The following is a 16,375-nucleotide window of genomic DNA, read 5'->3' as shown; positions in this document are numbered from 1 at the left end:
CGCTCGCAAAACTCTAACAGGCACCCGCACAGCAGGCCGTCAGAAGAATCCTACAGGAGCGCCGGCTGCAGGCGTCTACGGCATCGGGTGGCATCGTTCAGGCGTATTGAGCACGAGCCATTGCGATCCGCCCATCGGTTGGCGGCGCATGGCCCTGTCGGACGGCGCTTGCATCGACGGACACAGTAGGACACCAACTACGCCACGTGGCGGCGCAGTCCGCTGCGACGGCCCAGGGGGGCTCCAGATACTGCGTGCACTGCAGACCCATGCAGACCAACCACAGAACGGTCCACCGTTCCCTGCTGAAGGAGCTACCGACATGACTTCCTCCCCCCTGACACTCAAGACCGTTTTCATCGCCGGCGTGCTCGCCATGTGCGGTGCCGCCCAGGCTGCCAACAACATGCCGGATGCCGAATACAAGGCCGGCAAGGACCGCATCGCCGCGGAGCACAAGGCCGCCAAGGCCGCATGCGACCGCCTCGCCGGCAACACCAAGGACGTCTGCGAGGAAGAAGCCGAGGCGAAGGAGAAGGTCGCCCGCGCCGAGCTGGAGTACGCCCGTACCGGCAAACCCTCGGATGCCGAGAAGCTCGCCATGGTCAAAGCCGATACGGCCTATGAAGTGGCCAAGGAGCGCTGCGACGACAAGGCCGGCAACGAGAAGGACGTGTGCGTGAAGGAGGCCAAGGCCGCGCAGACGAAGGCCCACGCCGACGCCAAGGCGATGCGCAAGACCGGCGACGCACGCCGCGACGCGACGCAGGACAAGCGTGACGCCGACTACCAGGTCGCCGCGGAAAAGTGCGACGCCATGAGCGGCGACACCAAGGCCCAGTGCATCGCGGCCGCCAAGGCCCGGTTCGGCAAGAGCTGACCATGGAGGCCGCCAAGCCTGTCGCCCTGCCCGGCTTGGCGGCCGACGAGGCGCGGCTGCAGCGCCTGATCGAGACCTATGCGGTCGTGGCCGGCCGCGCCGATGCCGTCGGCGAAGCGCAGGCCCTGGCGGAGCAGCTTTCGCTCGAGGTCCATTCCTACGGACTTGCATTGCGCCAAGCGCTTTTTCCCGCCCTCCCGGCCGGCGCCGCGGACGAGGCGGCGCTGGCGCGCTGCGAGCGCATCGCTGCGCGTGCGGCCGGCGCGCCGCTGCTGCCGGAGCAGCGCGACGCGCGGGTGGCCGAGTTGGCGGCCGCGCTGACCGATGTGGTCATGCAGCAGCGGCTGCATTTGTGGCCCCGGTTGCCCGAAGCGCAGTGCGCCGTGCTGGACCGGGCGTATGCCGACAGCGTCGACGTGGCGCGCACGACATGGCAGCGCCTGCGTACGCGCGGCGAAGCCCCGGAGAACGAGGATGCCGACCCGGTCGGGCCGCGTGGCGGCGGCGACGGCGCGTGACACGCGCCGGTGGCGGGTGCGCCGTCAGGGCTCCAGCTCGAGGCGGGGCAGGATGTCGATGACCATGTCCGCGGCGGCCACGCCTGCCAACGACACCACGGCATCGACGTCCGCCTCGTTCAGTGCGAGGCCGTAGCTCATCGGATGGTCCGGCAGGCGCCTCGGTCCGACGCGGGTGGCAGCGTGGAGGCGCCGGAATTCCGTGTGCCGGCCGTCCTCGGCGATGCGCAGGGCCAGTGCATGCACCGCGTCGGGCGGGCCTTCGATGTAGTGGCAGAACCGCGCGCCGTCGAAGACCAGCACGCTGGTGATGCCCTCCTTGGCGTTGCGGGCACGTGCAAGGCGCACGATATGGGCGATGGCCGAGACGGGCACGCCCGGTTCGAGTTCGCTGGTGTAGAGAATCTCGTAGAGCTGTTGTTCAGACACACGGTGCCCGGTTGTTCAATGGCCGGCCGCAGCGTACCGGGCAGGCCGGCGGCGCGCTACGTCAAAAGACATACATGCTGATCCCCATCCCCGCCCGCTCCGTCGCACCCGCCGTGTCGTGCCTGTCGTGCCCGCTGCGCGCGACGGGGGCCTTCAAGCGCAACACGCCAGAGGAGCTGGCGTTCCTGCAGTCGTTCAAGCAGGCCCATGTGGCGGTCGCGGCAGGGCAGGCCATCGTGTGGCAGGGCCAGCCGGCGCCGCTGAGCACGCTGTTTTCCGGATGGGCGTTCCGCTTCAAGCTGATGTCCGACGGCCGGCGGCAGATCCTCAACTTCGTGCTGCCCGGTGACCTGATCGGCCTGCAGGACCAGAGCCACGAGCTGTCGCCGCACGGCGTGGAGGCCTTGACCGACGTCGAGCTGTGCCGCTTCGACGAAGACCGGCTGTGGACGCTCTACCGGCGCTTTCCCAAGCTCGGCTACGACGTCACCTGGCTCGCGGCGCACGAGGAAAGCCTGGTCGACGAAAACCTGCTGTCGGTCGGCCGGCGCAATGCCGCCGAGCGCATCGCGGCCTTGATGGTGCACCTCTACAAGCGCGCGGTGTCGCTGGGCATGGCCCGCGAGGGGCGGGTGCCGTGGCCCGTCACGCAGCAGCACATCGCCGATGCGGTCGGGCTGTCGCTGGTGCACACCAACAAGACGCTGCGCCGCCTGTACCGGCAGGGCCTGTTCGCGGTGGACGAGGGCTGGCTTTACCTGCCGGACCCGAACATGCTGCACCAGCTGGCCGACTACTACGCCCAGCCCGTGCCGCAGCGGCCGCTGATCTGAGGCGCGCGGCCGCCGGAGTCCTATTCGGCCCGGCCGGCGGCGCTGGCGGCGACCTGCGCCGCCCATTGAGCGATCGCCGAGCGCATCGCGCCCACCAGGTCGTCGCTGCCGGCCCCGTTGGCGGCCACGGTCGTGTCGAAGGTCCGCAGCGCGGCCGGGGCCGCTTCCCCCGCCGTGGACTGCAGCGACCACACCACACGCAGCCGGGCGCCCGCCGGCGCGCGCACCAGATCGAAGCGCTGCACGTCGGCGGCCAGCCGCCATTGCGGGTTGCCGGAGACCGCGGCCGGCCAGGCGCTGACCGCGGTGCCCGGCAGCCGCTCGGCCAGCAGCAGGGCGACGGCGCGCGGCAGCTGGGCCTTGACGGGTTCGATCCAGCGTTGGCCGTCCATCACCGCGAGCCCGCTGCCGGTGGCGACGACCAGGGCCGGCCGGTCGATGGCCTCCGGCACCGAGATGCGCCCCACGGCGATCGACGGCCCGGGCGAGACGGAGGCCGGCACCGGCGCCGCGGCGTTGGCCGGCGGCAGCACGCTGTGCCAGGCGGGCGGCGGCGAACTGGCGCAGCCGGCGAGGGCGATCAGCAGCGCCGGGGCCAGCAGTGCACGCCGCGGCAGGGCTGGCGGGCGAAAGGGCGGGCGCTGCAGAGGGGGCAGGTTCATCGGGCGGGCTCCGGTTCGGTAGGGGCGGCGCGCTTGCCGCGCAGCAGCGCCTCGGGTTGGCGCTCGATCGTGTCGGCGAGCTGGCGGATCGCATCCGCCGCGCGCGACAGGTCCTGCATCGCGCCGCGCACGTCCTGCGGCAGCGGCGCGTCCTGCGCCAGCAGGCCGCGCACGTCCTGGATGGCGCGGCGCGCCTCATCGAGCGTCTGCCGCACGCCGGGCAGGAGGTCGCGCGACATCCCGCCCATCGTCGTCTCGACCGACTTGGCCGCGCCTTCGATGCGGTCGAGCGTGCGGCGCAGGTCGCTGGCCAGCTGCTCGAACGGCACCTCCTCCAGCCGCTTCGCGATGCGCGCCACCTGGGCCTGCAGTTCGCCGAAGGCGTCGCGCACGGTCGGGATCTCGTGCTGGCCGGCCGCCAGGTTCACGACCGACTCGCCGCGGTGCTCCGGGAAGAAGTCGATCGCCACGTAGCGCTGGCCGGTCAGCAGGTTGGCGCTGCGCAGCTGGGCGCGCAGGCCGCGCTCGACCGAACGGGTGGACAGCAGCCGCTCGATCGGGAAGCGTGCGCCGTTGTCGTCGCGCTGGCGGGCGGCCTCGCGGGAGACGACGGTCGCCGCGGTGTCGCGGTAGATGTGCAGCTTGACGGGGAAGGTGAAGCCGCCGCCCTCGCGGTCGAAGCGGATGTTCAGCGAGGCCACCTCGCCGATCACGAACCCCTTGAACTCGACCGGCGCGCCGACCGACAGGCCGCGCACGGAATCGGTGAAGACCGCGGTGTACTCCAGCACCTGGGCCGCGCCCCGCCGCAACGCCGCCGCCTGGCCCTCGAACAGCGTGAAGTCGCTGCCGGCCTCGGCGGGCGTGCCGGCATCGAGCTCGGCCGGGGTCTCGAACGCCACCCCGCCGACCAGCACCGACAGCAGCGATTCCGTGCGCAGCCGCAGCCCGGTGCTGGCGTCGAAGGACACATCCACCCCGCTGGCATGCCAGAAGCGGGCGTTGCTGCTGACGAAGCGGTCATAGGGGGCGCGCACGAACACACGCAGCCGCAGCCCCTGCCCGTCGGGCGCGAGGTCGGTGGACAGCACCTGCCCGACACGCACGCGGCGGAAGTACACCGGCGAGCCGATCTCCAGCGAACCCAGGCTGCCCGCGTGCAGCACGAACTCCTTGCCGGCCTCGTCGACCGAGACCACCGGCTGCGTCTCCAGGCCGACGAAGTGGCGCCGCGTCTCGGTGCTGCGGCCGCCATCGATGCCGATGAAGGCGCCGGACAGCAGCGTCGTCAAGCCGGAGACCTCGCCGCCCGCCACCCGCGCGCGCACCACCCAGAAGCGCGTGTCGTCGACCAGCAGCGGCGCCGCGTCGCGTTCCATCTCCGCGGTGACGAGCACACCCTTCAGGTCGGGCGCCAGCCGCACGGCGGTGACCTGGCCGACATTGACGTTGCGGTACTTGATGCGCGTCTTGCCGGCCTCGATGCCTTCGCCGCTGGCGAAGCGGACGGTGATCGTCGGGCCGCGCTGCAGCCATTCGCTCGCCGCCAGCCAGCCCACCGCGAGCACGGCTACCAGCGGCACCAGCCAGATGGCCTGGGCCATCGTCCACCAGCGGCGCCGCGGCGCCGCGACGGCCTCTGGGATGTCGGCGGGCAGCGGCGGCGTCGGCGGAGCGGCGGGGGCGTCAGCGGGGTTGGTCATGGGCATCTCGCCAGATCAGGCGGGGATCGAAACTCTGCGTCGCCCACAGCGTGAGCCACACGACGGTGCCGAAGGCCACCACGCCGGGCCCGGCCGACACCTGTGCCGCCGGACCGAGCTGCACCAGCGCGGCCAGCATGCCCACCACGAACACGTCGAGCATCGACCACCGGCCCACCAGCTCGATCAGCCGGTACAGCGTGGTGCGGTGGCGCCGTCCGCGCTCCCAGCGCAGGTGCACCGCCAGCACCAGGTAACTCAGCACCCCGAGCTTGAGCAGCGGCACCAGCACGCTGGCGACGAAGACGATCGCCGCCAGGGGCCAGGAGCCGGCCTGCGCCAGCGCCACGATGCCGGACAGGATGGTGTCGCTGCGCTCGCCAACCGCGGAGCGGGTGACCATGATGGGCAGCGTGTTCGACGGGACGTAGAGCGCCGCGGCGGCCAGCAGCAGCGCGGTGGTGGATGCCGCGGTGCGCCGTTCGGCACCCCGCAGGTAGGCTTCGCAGCGGGGGCAACGCGCGGGCGCGGCGGCATCGCCCTGCCGGGGTTCGGCCATCAGCAGCCGGCAGGCCGGGCACTGGCGCAGGCCGTGGGCCGCCAGCGTCGGCGGTGGCGGCGGAGGTGCCGGCAGGGAGCGCGCGGCCGTCATGTCGCCCTGACCTCGGCGGGTGCCAGCAGCGACCAGGCGTCGACCGGCGACAGCCAGCGCATCGCGGCCAGGCGCAAGGCCATGAAGGCCATCAGCGCCACCAGCCCGGGGCCCACGATCAGCGTGGCCATCTGCCCCAGCTTGACCAGCGAGACCGCGGTGCCGAGCACCAGGATCTCCGTCATGTTCCAGTCGCGCATGCCCTGCCAGAGGTGCAGCACGGGCGGGAGCCAGCGCGGCAGCGGACCGGCGGGCGCCGGCCGGCGGGCGCGCCACCAGAGCGTGGCGGCGACCAGCAGCATCGCCGCCATCTCGGTGGCCGGCGCGGCCACGGTCGTGATGAAGAGGGCTGCCGCCAGCGCGAGCTTGCCCTGCTGCCAGAGCGCCACCGTGGCGCCGCTGAGGGTGACCGAGCTCTCGAGGCCGCGCAGCGCGAGCGAGACCATCGCCTCGGTGTGGGTCACGGTGATGCAGACCCAGGCCGCGACCAGCAGGGCCACCACGGCGCCGAGGCGGCTCGCCACCTCGGCGCGGGCGGCGCTCGAGGACGTGTGCAGTGGAGATCCGCAGCGCCAGCAGGAGGCGGCCTGGCCGGCGCGCACGCGGCTCAGCGCATCGCACCACTCGCAGCCGGCGAGCAGGGCGTCGTGTGCGTCGATGGCGGGGGCGGCCGGAGGCCGGGCGTGCGAGGCGGACAAGTCAGGCAGCGGGCTCAGACGGGGAAGGGGCGCGGCCGAGGCCGGCGACCGCCCATGATGCCGGGGGCGGTCGCCGCCGAGTGTAGGTGGAGTCCCACGGGGCTTGTCGGCCCGGTACGACCGAGCCCCGGCCTCGCGCTGCCGACAATGGCCCCATGGTCGATACCGCAGCCTCTCCCCCTGCCGCGCACCCGGCGCCGCCCCGGCCCCGGCGCGGCTTCGGCGGCTGGGCATGGCGCGTGTCGGCGGCGCTGCTCGTGCTCCTGGTGCTGGTCGTGCTGGTGTCGGAGGCCATCGGCTGGCGTTACCTGCGCGGCCCGATCGAACGCCAGGCGGCGCAGTCGCTGGGCGTGCCCGTTCGCATCGACGCCCCCTTCTCGCTGCACCTGCTGCGGCCGCCGCAGGCCAGCGCCGGCGGCTTGTGGGTGGGCGCGGCGCCGGGCACCGAGGTACCGTTCCTGGTCGATGCACGCGACGTGCGGCTGCGCTGGCGCTGGAGCGACCTGCGGGCGTTCCGCAACGGCGAGGCGCTGCGGCTCGCGGCGCTGGAGGCAGGCAGCCTCGAGGCCTACCTGCGCCGCGACAAGCAGGGCCGCGCCAGCTGGCTCTTCCGCACCGAACCGCCGGCGGCCGAGGAGCGCGACGCGCCGATGCCGCAGGTCGACCGGCTGCGCCTGCGGCAGGCGACCCTGCATGTGGATGACGAACCGCTCGCCCTGCAGCTCGAAGCGCGGGCACGGCTCAACGAAGGCGCGGCGCCTGGCGCGGCTTCCACGCAGGAGGCGGCGTCACGGCCGGCCACGCCCGCCTCGGCGGCATCGCCGTCCGCCGGCCCGGACGCGATGGGGCTCTGGGCGGAAGCCCGCGGCCGCTACCAGGGCATGCCGGTGCGCATCACCGCCACCTCCCCGCAGGTGCTGCCGTCGCTGGACGATGGCAACCCGGCGCCGCTGCAGGTCACGGTGGACGCTGTGGTCGGCCGTGCGCGCCTGGCCTACGACGGGCAGGTGCACGATCCGCTCGGCGCCCGGGGGATCGAAGGCGCCTTCCGCATCAGCGGCCCCTCGCTGGGCGCCGTGGGCGAGGCGCTGCGCGTCACGCTGCCGACGACGCCGCCGTTCGTGCTGCGCGGACAGCTGCGCAAGACCGATCCGGTCTGGCACGTGGCGGTGGCCGAGGCGACGGTGGGCCGCAGCGCGCTGCGTGGCGACTTCGCGTACGACCCGCAGCCCGCCACGCCCCGGCTCACGGGGCGGCTGGAGGGCCGGCGGCTGGCGCTGGAGGACCTGGCCCCCTCGGTGGGCGCCGACGGCGCCCCGTCGGCCCCGCCGCCGAACACCCGCAACGGCGGCCCGCGCGTGATCCCGGACCGGGCGTTCGATCTGCCTTCGCTGCGTGCAATGGATGCCGACGTGCAGGTCGCGCTCGACGAACTGGACCTGAACACCACGGCGGTCGAGCCGCTGCGCCCGCTGGCCGGCCGCGTCCGCCTGGACGGCGGCGTGCTGCGCATCGAGGCGCTGCAGGCCCGCACCGCGGGCGGGTCCATCGAGGGCAGCACAGGCCTCGACAGCAATGCGAAGCCGCCCCGATGGACCGCCGACCTGCGCTGGCGCGGGGTCGATCTGGCCGGCTGGCTGCGCGGTGCCCGCAAGGACAATGCCGAGGTCACCGCCCGCAGCGGCGCGGGCAAGCTCCAGCGCGAGCGCCAGGCGGCCCGCAGCGGCGACGCGCCGGTCAAGGCCTACGTCACCGGCGAGTTGCAGGGCGAGCTGAAGCTCTCCGGTGCCGGCACCTCCACCGCGCAACTGCTCGGCTCGCTCGACGGCCAGGCGCGTGCGGTGGTGCGCGACGGCACCCTGTCGCACCTGGTGGTGGAGGCGATGGGCATCGACGTGGCGCAGGCCCTGGGCATGGTGATCAAGGGCGACGAAAGCCTGCCGCTGAACTGCGCGGTGGTGGCGGTGGAGGCGCGCAACGGCGTGGTCACGCCCAAGGTGGCGGTGTTCGACACCACCGACAGCACGCTGGCCGTGAGCGGCCAGGTCGACCTGCGCAACGAACTGCTCGACCTGCGCGGCAACGTGCGGCCGAAGGACTTCAGCTTCCTGTCGCTGCGCACGCCGTTGCGTGTGACGGGCTCGTTCAACGCGCCGAACGTGGGCGTCGAGCCGGGACCGATCGCCGCGCGCGTGGCGGCCGGCGCCGCACTGGCGGTGGCGGTGGGGCCGCTGGCTGCGCTGCTGCCGCTGCTCGACCCGGGCAGCGGGGCGGGCGACGGCTGCAAGGCGCTCGTCGACCAGGCCGCGCGTGGTGCGCCGGAGGCCGCAAAATCGCGGCCATGAACAAGGCGTTCACCAAAGAGACCGACCGCGACGACGAGGACGACGCCGAGGGCGGCGGGCTGCCGCCGCTGCCGGCCGGCACCAAGAACTACATCACCCCGCAGGGCTACCAGCGCCTGCGCGCCGAGCTGCTCGACCTGATCGACAACGAGCGACCGAAGATTGTCGAGGTCGTCTCCTGGGCCGCGAAGAACGGCGACCGATCCGAGAACGGCGACTACCTCTATGGCAAGAAGCGTTTGCGCGAGATCGACCGGCGCATCCGCTTCCTGACGAAGCGGCTGGACATCGCCGAGGTGGCCGACCCGTCGGCGCACCACGGCAACGACCAGGTGTTCTTCGGCGCCACCGTGACCTACGCGAACGCGAAGGGCGAGGAGCGGACGATCACGATCAAGGGGATCGACGAGGTCGACAACCTGGCCGGGGAGGTGAGCTGGGTCTCGCCCATCGCCCGTGCGCTGCTGAAGGCGCGCGAAGGCGACGAGGTGCAGCTGACGACCCCCGGCGGCGCCGAGACGATCGAGGTGCTGGAGGTGCGCTACCCGCCGCCCGGCGGCTGACGCCGCGGCGCCGGGTGCCCCCATCCCTTATGGCTTGACGCGTGCCACGCGCAGCACGGCGGGGGCCCGCTTGAGCATGCGCAGCACGTCGGCCAGGTGCAGCCGGTCGCGCACCGACAGCGTCAGCCGCATCTCCACGGTGTGCCCGTCGCGCTGGTCGTCCATGTCGATGTGCGTGATGTCGGCCTCGGCGCTGTTCACCGATTGCGCCACGCGGGCCAGCGCGCCCTTGCCGTTCTCGAGCAGCAGCGTGACGACGGTTTCGAAGGAGCGGCTCAGCTCCTCGGCCCAGCCGACGCGGATGAACCGGTCGGCGTCGCGCTCGAAGAGCCGCTTGCCGATGCTGCATTCGGCGGTGTGCACCGTCAGGCCTTCGCCGCGGCCCAGGTAGCCGACGATCGCGTCGCCGGGGATCGGACGGCAGCAGCTGGCCAGCTGCACCGAGGCGCCTTCGGTGCCGTCGATCATCACCAGGCCCTGGCTCGGGATGCTGTCGTCCACGGCGTAGCGGCCGATCGACAGCGTGACCGCGTCGGGCCGCGTGCCGCGCTCGACGAGGTTCTGCGCCAGCCGCTTGGCGACGATGTTGGCGATCTTCTTGCCCAGGCCGATGTCGGTCAGCAGCTCCTCGCGGTTGCGGTTGCCGCTCCAGCGCGTGAGCTGCTGCCAGGTGGCGGCGGCCTCGGCGTCGCCGGCGTCGGCGGAAGGCATCAGCATGCCTTCGGCGCGCAGGGCCTGGGCCAGGAGCTTTTCGCCCAGGGCCTCGGACTCCTCGTGCTCCATGTTCTTCAGGTAGTGCCTGATCTTTGAGCGTGCACGGCCGGTGCGCACGAAGTTGAGCCACGCCGGATTGGGCCGTGCGCCGGGCGCGGTGACCACCTCGACCACGTCGCCGCTCTTCAACTCGGTGCGCAGCGCCACCGGCTCGCCGTTGACGCTCGCGGCGACGCAGTGGTCGCCGACGTCGGAGTGGATCGCGTAGGCGAAGTCCACTGCGGTGGCGCCGCGGGGCAGGGCGAGGATCTTGGACTTGGGCGTGAAGACGTAGACGGCGTCCGGGATCAGGTCGATCTTGACGTGCTCGAGGAACTCCGCGGAGTCGTTGTTCTCGTCCTGGATGTCGAGCAGCGACTTCAGCCACAGCGCGCCCAGGCGCTGCGCCTCCTCGGGCTGGTGGACGTCCTTGGTCTTGTACATCCAGTGCGCCGCGATGCCACTTTCGGCCACCGCATGCATCGGCTCGGTGCGGATCTGGAATTCGACCGCCGTGCCCAGCGGGCTGACGAGCGTGGTGTGCAGGCTCTGGTAGCCGTTGGCCTTCGGGATCGCGATGTAGTCCTTGAAGCGCCCGGGCACCGGCTTGTACAGCTGGTGCAGCACGCCGAGCGCCAGGTAGCAGTCCGACAGCGTCGGCACCACGATGCGGAAGCCGAAGAGGTCGCTCACCTGAGCGAAGGTCGTGTGCTTCTCGTTCATCTTGCGATAGATCGAGTACACGGTCTTCTCGCGGCCCGAGACCTGCACGCGCACCTTTGCGCTCGCGAAGGCCTTCTCGACCTCGCGCTGCACGCGGTCGACGATGTCGCGCCGGTAGCCGCGCGAGCGCTGCACCGCCTTCTGCAGCGCGCCGTACCGCCACGGGTGCATGAACTGGAACGCGAGCTCCTGCAGCTCGCGGTAGGCGCGGTTCAAGCCGAGCCGGTGGGCGATGGGGGCGTAGATCTCCAGCGTCTCGCGGGCGATGCGCATGCGCTTGTCGGGCGCCATGGCCGTCATCGTGCGCATGTTGTGCAGCCGGTCGGCCAGCTTGATCAGGATCACGCGCACGTCGCGCGCCATCGCCAGCAGCATCTTGCGGAAGGACTCGGCCTGCGATTCCTCGCGCGTGCTGAAGTGCAGCTTGTCGAGCTTGGTGAGGCCGTCGACGAGGTCGGCGGTGGCGGCGCCGAAACGCTCGATCAGCTGCGGCTTGGTGACGCCGCAGTCCTCCATCGCGTCGTGCAGCAGCGCGGCCATGATGGCCTGCGCATCGAGCTTCCAGTCGGCCACGAGGCCGGCGACGGCGATCGGGTGGGTGATGTAGGGCTGGCCGCTCGCCCGGTACTGGCCGAGGTGCGCTTCGTCGGCGAACTTGTAGGCCTCGCGGATGACCTTGACGTCGTTCTTGCCGAGGTAGCCCAGCTTGTCGACCAGCGCGGCGAAGGACGCGGCCTCCACCGGCTCGGCGGTGCGCTGCGCGGCGGTACGCGCGGCAACCAGCGCGCTTGGCAACAGTTCGGCGGCGAACGATCGGATACCCATGCCGCCGAATCTAGCAGGTGTGCACCGGGGCGGCCGCCGCGCGGGGGCTTAGCCCGACTGCGGGCATGTGACCCGGAGAAACGAAAACGGGCGCCGCAGCGCCCGTGGGAGGAACCAGACACCTCGCGGGGCCGGTTCGCAGGTTCAGACCGGCACTTTGCGCAGCATCTCGATGCCGACTTCGCCGGCGGCGATCTCGCGCAGCGCGGTGACGCCGGGCTTGTTCTTGCTGTCGATGCGCGGCGTGTGGCCCTGGCTCAGCATGCGGGCGCGGTAGGTCGCGGCCAGCACGAGCTGGAAACGGTTGGGGATCTTTTCCAGGCAGTCTTCGACGGTGATGCGGGCCATGGGGGAGTAACTCCGGTTTCGGATGCTGCAGTGGTTCAGATCAGGTCCAGCGCAGCAAAGACCTGGGATTTGTTTCGCCGCTGGGCGGCGTACTTGAGGCGCTGCGAATGCACGACCGTTTTCAGGTCGAAGAGCGCCGTCTCAAAGAGGGCGTTGATTATAACGAAATCGAAGTGCCGGGCCTGGGCCACCTCGGCGCGTGCGTTCTCCATACGCTGGGCGATGACGTCGGGCTGGTCCTCGCCGCGCCGCTGCAGCCGCTGTTGCAGCTCGTTCCAGCTTGGTGGCAGGATGAAGATCAGCACCGCATACGGGAAGATCTTCTTGATCTGGAGGGCACCTTGCCAGTCGATTTCGAGCACCACGTCCTCGCCGCGGTTCAGGCGGTCCTCGATCGCGGTGCGCGAGGTGCCGTACAGGTTGCCGTGCACCAGCGCCCACTCGAAAAACTCGCCGCGGTCGATCATCGCGCGGAAGGTCGCCTCGTCGGTGAACACGTATTCGCGGCCCTGCTGCTCCTGGCCGCGCGGCGTGCGCGTGGTGTGGGAGATCGAGACCGCCAGGTGCGAGTCGAGCTCGAGCAGCGCCTTGACGAGGCTGGACTTGCCGGCACCGCTGGGCGCGGCGACGACGAACAGGTTGCCGGGGGTTTCCATGGGCGCAGGATGGTAGCAGCGGCGCTGTGCCTGCCGCTCGCGGCGCTGGCGGCCGAGGTCATCGAGAACAGCATCGGCATGCGCTTCGTGCGGGTGCCGGCGGGCGAATTCCTGATGGGCAGCGACGAGGCGCCCGCGTCGCTCGCGCGCAGCTACCCGCAGCTGGAGCCCGGCCGCTTCGAGCGGCTGGACGACGAGCGCCCCGTCCACCGCGTGCGCATCACCCGCGACTTCTACCTGGGCCAGCACGAGCTCACCGTCGACCAGTTCCGGCGCTTCGTCGAGGCCTCGGGCTATGTGCCGGAGTCGATCGCCGACGGCAGCGGCGGCTACGGCCACAACCCGGCCTACGACCCGGCCGCCACCGCGCGGGGCGATGCGTTCGAGGGGCGGCTGCCGCGCTACTCGTGGCGCGACCCGGGTTTTGCGCAGGCCGGCGATCACCCTGTCGTCAACATCACCTGGCACGACGCCCAGGCGCTGGCGCGCTGGCTCACGCAGCGCGAGGGCGTGGCCTACCGGCTGCCGACCGAAGCCGAATGGGAATACGCCTGCCGCGCCGGCACCCGCACCCGCTACCACGCGGGTGACGATCCGCGGGTGCTGCTAACGGTCGCCAACGTGTTCGACGCCGATGCGCTGCCGCACTGGACGGCGCGTTGGCCGCAGTGGGCGGCACAGGCACTGCCCGGCCACGACGGCCATGCCTTCACCGCGCCGGTGGGCCGCTTCGCGCCCAACGCCTTCGGCCTGTTCGACATGCACGGCAACGTGTGGGAATGGGTGGCCGACTGGCACGGCGACGGGTACTACGCGGTGTCGCCCACCGACGACCCTGCCGGCCCCGACACCGGCGAGGTGCGGGTGCGCCGCGGCGGCTCCTGGCACAGCTGGCCGTTCTACGCGCGCTGCGCCTTCCGCAACTGGAACAGCCCGCAGACACGCTACACGCTGGTCGGCGTGCGGCTGCTGCGGGAGGCCGGGCGCTGACTCAGTGGTTCTGCGAACCGCGGTGCGCCCACGCGGTGGTGCGCTTCTCGATCACCGAGAACAGCTCGTACATGATCATCGCCATCACGCCCACGGCGAGCAGGCCGGCGAAGGCCAGGCCCATCTGCATCGAGCTGCCGGCGCTGATGAGCAGGTAGCCGATGCCCTCGTTGCTCGCCGTCATCTCGCTGACCGTGGTGCCGACGAAGGCCAGCGTGATCGCCACCTTCAGCGAGCCGTAGAAGTACGGCATCGAGCGCGGCAGGCCGACCTTCATCAGCACGTCCCAGCGCTTGGCGCCGAGCACCCGCAGCACGTCTTCCAGCTCGGGCTCCAGCGTCGCGAGGCCGGTGGCGATGTTGACCATGATCGGGAAGAACGAGATCAGGAAGGCGGTGAGGATCGCCGGGCCGACGCCGATGCCGAACCACACGACGAGGATGGGCACGAAGGCCGCCTTGGGCAGCGCGTTGAAGCCGGTCATCAGCGGGTACATCGCGTCGTACGCCAGCCGGGAGCTGCCCATCAGGAAGCCCAGCAGCACGCCCACGACGATCGCGATCGCGAAGCCGACCACCGTCACCCAGAAGGTGTGCCATGCGTGGCCGAGGATCACCGTGTGGTGCTCCCACGCCTGCTCCGCGATGCGCAGCGGGCTCGGGAAGATGAATTCGCTGACGTTGAAGCCCGTGCAGATCAGCTGCCACAGCAGCACGATCCCGATGCCCAGCAGCAGCGGCGCGCCGCGGTAGAGGACGCCCTTCTTCATTGCGCCACCTCCGCGCCGCTCTTGCGCATCGCGCCGATGTAGCCGCGCAGCTCGTGCACGATGGCGGTGAACTCGGGCGTGTAGGTGATCTCCAGGTCGCGCGGGCGCGGCAGGTCGATCTCGCGGCGCACGACGAAGCGGCCGGGGCTCTTGCTCATCACATACACCGTATCGGCGAGGAACACGCTTTCGCGCAGGTCGTGGGTCACGAGGATGACGTTGAACTTCTGCTGCGCCTGCAGGTCGCGCAGCGCGCACCACAGCTCCTCGCGGGTGAAGGCGTCGAGCGCGCCGAAGGGCTCGTCGAGCAGCAGCATCTTCGGCTCGTGCACGAGCGCGCGGCAGATCGACGCGCGCTGCTGCATGCCGCCCGAGAGCTGCCACGGGAACTTGTCCTCGTAGCCGGCCAGGCCCACGCTCTTCAGCAGCGCACGGGCCTTGGCCTCGTACTCCGCCTTCTTCGCGCGGAAGTTGGAGCGGTACGGCTCGACGATCTCCAGCGGCAGCATCACGTTGGCAAGGGTGGTGCGCCACGGCAGCAGGCTCGGCGCCTGGAACGACATGCCGGTGATCTTCAGCGGTCCCGTCACCTCCTGCCCGCCGATGATCACGGTGCCCTTGCTCGGCCGCTTGAGGCCGGTTGCGAGCTTCATGAAGGTGCTCTTGCCGCAGCCCGAAGGGCCGACGATGGCGATGAACTCGCCCTCGCCCACCTTCAGGTTGATGTCCTCGACGGCGTACTGGCCTGCGGCCTGAAGCTCGTCGTTGTACGCCAGCCAGACATCGTGGAAGTCTACGAAGGCGGTCATGTCCGTCCCTCGCCCGACGGGTACGTCGTTCGGTCCCCCGGGGGGACGCGGGCCGGCTGGGGAGCGGCCCGGCGCTCGGCCCGCCTCACTTCTTGACTGCCGCAAAGATGTTGCGGTCGGCGGCGGGGGGCAGGTAATCGCCGTTCCACACGGTGGCGGCGTTCACGCGCTGCTTGGTCGCGAAGGCGTCCGACACCTGGCTGGCCATCAGCGTCAGGCGTGCGGGGTTGACGGCACCGAAGCCTTCGGCCTTGGCGTCGGCGGTCAGCACGGTCTGGTCGAGCGCCAGCTTCAGGCGGCGCGTCTCCAGGTCCACGTTGACGATGCCGTCGCGCGCCTTCACGTCGGCGATGGCAGCCTTGGGGTCGGCGATCACGTCCTTCACGCCCTTGGTGAAGGCGCGCAGGAAGGCCTTCACCTGCTCGGGGTTCTTCTTCAGGAAGTCCTCGCCCGCGATGACCACGTTGCCGTACAGCTTCACGCCGTACTGCGGGTACGGCAGGATCACCACGTCCTCGGTCTTCACGCCGCGTGCCTCGAGGTTGAGCAGCGAGGTGAACGAGAAGCCGGTGATCGCGTCGATGTCGCCGCGCACCAGCATCGTCTCGCGCAGCGGCGGGTCCATCGCCGTCCAGGCGACGTTGCCGACCTTGTTGGCCTGCGCAAAGATGGGCCACGCGCGGCGGCCCGCGTCGAACACCGGGGCGCCGAGCTTCTTGCCGTTCAGGTCGGCGGGCGCCTTGATGCCGCTCTTCTTCAGCGCCAGCACCGCGGCCGGCGTGTTGTTGTAGACCATCATCACCGCGACCGGCTTGTTCGGCGCCGTCGGGTTGTTGGCGTGGAACTCCATCAGGGCGGCCAGGTCGGCGAAGCCCATGTCGTAGGTGCCCGAGGCCACGCGCGTGACGGTGCCGCCCGAGCCGTTGCCGGCGTCGATCGTCACGTTGAGCTTCTCGGCCTTGAAGTAGCCCTTGGAGGCGGGCGTGAGGAACAGGGCGGCCGGGCCTTCGAAGCGCCAGTCGAGCTGGAACTTGATCGGCGTCTCCTGGGCCAGGGCCGGGCCGGCGGCGAGCAGGGCCGCGGCGGCGGCGCCGATGAGACGGCGCCGGGCGCTAGAGAACAGGGGGGCGGCAACGGTCATGAGCGGAAACTCCAAAGCTGCAGAGGTCGGGGACGGTGTATCCGCTTGTTCTGCAACTTCCGTGCGCAGGCTGATGCA

Annotated in this window: 17 protein-coding genes; 6 read left to right on the top strand and 11 right to left on the bottom strand. The window is 71.2% G+C overall.

Annotation, left to right across the window (positions count from 1 at the left end; all coding sequences use genetic code 11):
- Positions 1 to 322 precede the first annotated feature (322 nt).
- Positions 323 to 880 (top strand): hypothetical protein, encoded by a 558-nt coding sequence (locus V4F39_RS11910; protein ID WP_332289643.1) that lies wholly within the window; start codon positions 323 to 325, stop codon positions 878 to 880.
- 2 nt (positions 881 to 882) lie between these two features.
- Complete coding sequence (locus tag V4F39_RS11905; RefSeq protein WP_332289642.1) at positions 883 to 1,398, top strand: hypothetical protein; 516 nt, start codon at positions 883 to 885, stop codon at positions 1,396 to 1,398.
- A 24-nt stretch (positions 1,399 to 1,422) separates the two neighbouring features.
- Here the strand turns inward: V4F39_RS11905 and V4F39_RS11900 are convergent, their stop codons facing one another.
- The gene (locus V4F39_RS11900; protein WP_332289641.1) at positions 1,423 to 1,827 is read right to left on the bottom strand and encodes a BLUF domain-containing protein; all 405 of its coding nucleotides are present in this window, start codon (positions 1,825 to 1,827) and stop codon (positions 1,423 to 1,425) included.
- A 74-nt stretch (positions 1,828 to 1,901) separates the two neighbouring features.
- On the opposite strand from V4F39_RS11900, the gene V4F39_RS11895 reads away from it, so the two are divergent.
- Complete coding sequence (locus tag V4F39_RS11895; protein ID WP_332289640.1) at positions 1,902 to 2,660, top strand: Crp/Fnr family transcriptional regulator; 759 nt, start codon at positions 1,902 to 1,904, stop codon at positions 2,658 to 2,660.
- 20 nt (positions 2,661 to 2,680) lie between these two features.
- On the opposite strand, the gene V4F39_RS11890 is transcribed toward V4F39_RS11895, so the two are convergent.
- From V4F39_RS11890 to V4F39_RS11875, 4 genes are read right to left on the bottom strand one after another with little or no spacing between them, the layout of a single operon-like run.
- On the bottom strand, positions 2,681 to 3,322 hold the full coding sequence (locus V4F39_RS11890) for a PqiC family protein (protein ID WP_332289639.1): 642 nt from the start codon (positions 3,320 to 3,322) through the stop codon (positions 2,681 to 2,683).
- Entirely contained in the window at positions 3,319 to 5,025 is a 1,707-nt protein-coding gene (locus tag V4F39_RS11885) for a PqiB family protein (RefSeq protein ID WP_332289638.1), read from the bottom strand. Before V4F39_RS11885 ends, V4F39_RS11890 begins: the two co-directional genes overlap by 4 nt.
- On the bottom strand, positions 5,009 to 5,677 hold the full coding sequence (locus V4F39_RS11880) for a paraquat-inducible protein A (protein ID WP_332289637.1): 669 nt from the start codon (positions 5,675 to 5,677) through the stop codon (positions 5,009 to 5,011). The genes V4F39_RS11885 and V4F39_RS11880 overlap by 17 nt, the downstream gene beginning before the upstream one ends.
- Positions 5,674 to 6,375, bottom strand: a complete 702-nt coding sequence (locus tag V4F39_RS11875; RefSeq protein ID WP_332289636.1) for a paraquat-inducible protein A — start codon at positions 6,373 to 6,375, stop codon at positions 5,674 to 5,676. The genes V4F39_RS11880 and V4F39_RS11875 overlap by 4 nt, the downstream gene beginning before the upstream one ends.
- A gap of 155 nt (positions 6,376 to 6,530) precedes the next feature.
- Between V4F39_RS11875 and V4F39_RS11870 the strand changes: the two genes are divergently transcribed.
- Entirely contained in the window at positions 6,531 to 8,720 is a 2,190-nt protein-coding gene (locus tag V4F39_RS11870; RefSeq protein ID WP_332289635.1) for an AsmA family protein, read from the top strand.
- Complete coding sequence (gene greB, locus V4F39_RS11865; RefSeq protein WP_332289634.1) at positions 8,717 to 9,283, top strand: transcription elongation factor GreB; 567 nt, start codon at positions 8,717 to 8,719, stop codon at positions 9,281 to 9,283. The genes V4F39_RS11870 and greB overlap by 4 nt, the downstream gene beginning before the upstream one ends.
- Positions 9,284 to 9,310: 27 nt before the next feature.
- On the opposite strand, the gene V4F39_RS11860 is transcribed toward greB, so the two are convergent.
- From V4F39_RS11860 to gmk, 3 genes are all read right to left on the bottom strand, one after another.
- Entirely contained in the window at positions 9,311 to 11,584 is a 2,274-nt protein-coding gene (locus V4F39_RS11860) for a RelA/SpoT family protein (RefSeq protein ID WP_332289633.1), read from the bottom strand.
- A 144-nt stretch (positions 11,585 to 11,728) separates the two neighbouring features.
- Positions 11,729 to 11,932, bottom strand: coding sequence for a DNA-directed RNA polymerase subunit omega (gene rpoZ, locus V4F39_RS11855; RefSeq protein ID WP_332289631.1), 204 nt, complete (start codon positions 11,930 to 11,932; stop codon positions 11,729 to 11,731).
- Positions 11,933 to 11,967: 35 nt separating this feature from the next.
- The gene (gene gmk, locus V4F39_RS11850) at positions 11,968 to 12,588 is read right to left on the bottom strand and encodes a guanylate kinase (protein ID WP_332289629.1); all 621 of its coding nucleotides are present in this window, start codon (positions 12,586 to 12,588) and stop codon (positions 11,968 to 11,970) included.
- Positions 12,589 to 12,597: 9 nt separating this feature from the next.
- On the opposite strand from gmk, the gene V4F39_RS11845 reads away from it, so the two are divergent.
- Positions 12,598 to 13,578, top strand: a complete 981-nt coding sequence (locus V4F39_RS11845) for a formylglycine-generating enzyme family protein (RefSeq protein ID WP_332289627.1) — start codon at positions 12,598 to 12,600, stop codon at positions 13,576 to 13,578.
- Between the two features lies 1 nt (position 13,579).
- On the opposite strand, the gene V4F39_RS11840 is transcribed toward V4F39_RS11845, so the two are convergent.
- The 3 genes from V4F39_RS11840 to V4F39_RS11830 form a co-directional block, all read right to left on the bottom strand.
- Positions 13,580 to 14,347 (bottom strand): ABC transporter permease, encoded by a 768-nt coding sequence (locus tag V4F39_RS11840; protein ID WP_332289625.1) that lies wholly within the window; start codon positions 14,345 to 14,347, stop codon positions 13,580 to 13,582.
- Positions 14,344 to 15,156, bottom strand: coding sequence for an ABC transporter ATP-binding protein (locus V4F39_RS11835; protein ID WP_332289624.1), 813 nt, complete (start codon positions 15,154 to 15,156; stop codon positions 14,344 to 14,346). Before V4F39_RS11835 ends, V4F39_RS11840 begins: the two co-directional genes overlap by 4 nt.
- 85 nt (positions 15,157 to 15,241) lie before the next feature.
- Entirely contained in the window at positions 15,242 to 16,297 is a 1,056-nt protein-coding gene (locus V4F39_RS11830; RefSeq protein WP_332289622.1) for an ABC transporter substrate-binding protein, read from the bottom strand.
- Between the last annotated feature and the right edge of the window lie 78 nt (positions 16,298 to 16,375).

The sequence above is a fragment of the Aquincola agrisoli genome (assembly GCF_036621135.1).
GTDB lineage: Bacteria > Pseudomonadota > Gammaproteobacteria > Burkholderiales > Burkholderiaceae_C > Aquincola > Aquincola agrisoli.
The sequence above is the reverse complement of the archived record's forward strand: the minus strand, read 5'-3'. Positions and strand labels throughout refer to the sequence as shown.

Excerpts from the sequence above, each read along its gene's own strand:
- V4F39_RS11910 (WP_332289643.1), top strand. The coding sequence starts at position 323 with ATGACTTCCTCCCCCCTGACACTCAAGACCGTTTTCATCGCCGGCGTG.
- V4F39_RS11905 (WP_332289642.1), top strand. The coding sequence starts at position 883 with ATGGAGGCCGCCAAGCCTGTCGCCCTGCCCGGCTTGGCGGCCGACGAG.
- V4F39_RS11895 (WP_332289640.1), top strand. The coding sequence starts at position 1,902 with ATGCTGATCCCCATCCCCGCCCGCTCCGTCGCACCCGCCGTGTCGTGC.
- V4F39_RS11890 (WP_332289639.1), bottom strand. The coding sequence starts at position 3,322 with ATGAACCTGCCCCCTCTGCAGCGCCCGCCCTTTCGCCCGCCAGCCCTG.
- V4F39_RS11885 (WP_332289638.1), bottom strand. The coding sequence starts at position 5,025 with ATGACCAACCCCGCTGACGCCCCCGCCGCTCCGCCGACGCCGCCGCTG.
- V4F39_RS11880 (WP_332289637.1), bottom strand. The coding sequence starts at position 5,677 with ATGACGGCCGCGCGCTCCCTGCCGGCACCTCCGCCGCCACCGCCGACG.
- V4F39_RS11870 (WP_332289635.1), top strand. The coding sequence starts at position 6,531 with ATGGTCGATACCGCAGCCTCTCCCCCTGCCGCGCACCCGGCGCCGCCC.
- greB (WP_332289634.1), top strand. The coding sequence starts at position 8,717 with ATGAACAAGGCGTTCACCAAAGAGACCGACCGCGACGACGAGGACGAC.
- V4F39_RS11860 (WP_332289633.1), bottom strand. The coding sequence starts at position 11,584 with ATGGGTATCCGATCGTTCGCCGCCGAACTGTTGCCAAGCGCGCTGGTT.
- rpoZ (WP_332289631.1), bottom strand. The coding sequence starts at position 11,932 with ATGGCCCGCATCACCGTCGAAGACTGCCTGGAAAAGATCCCCAACCGT.
- gmk (WP_332289629.1), bottom strand. The coding sequence starts at position 12,588 with ATGGAAACCCCCGGCAACCTGTTCGTCGTCGCCGCGCCCAGCGGTGCC.
- V4F39_RS11845 (WP_332289627.1), top strand. The coding sequence starts at position 12,598 with ATGGTAGCAGCGGCGCTGTGCCTGCCGCTCGCGGCGCTGGCGGCCGAG.
- V4F39_RS11840 (WP_332289625.1), bottom strand. The coding sequence starts at position 14,347 with ATGAAGAAGGGCGTCCTCTACCGCGGCGCGCCGCTGCTGCTGGGCATC.
- V4F39_RS11835 (WP_332289624.1), bottom strand. The coding sequence starts at position 15,156 with ATGACCGCCTTCGTAGACTTCCACGATGTCTGGCTGGCGTACAACGAC.
- V4F39_RS11830 (WP_332289622.1), bottom strand. The coding sequence starts at position 16,297 with ATGACCGTTGCCGCCCCCCTGTTCTCTAGCGCCCGGCGCCGTCTCATC.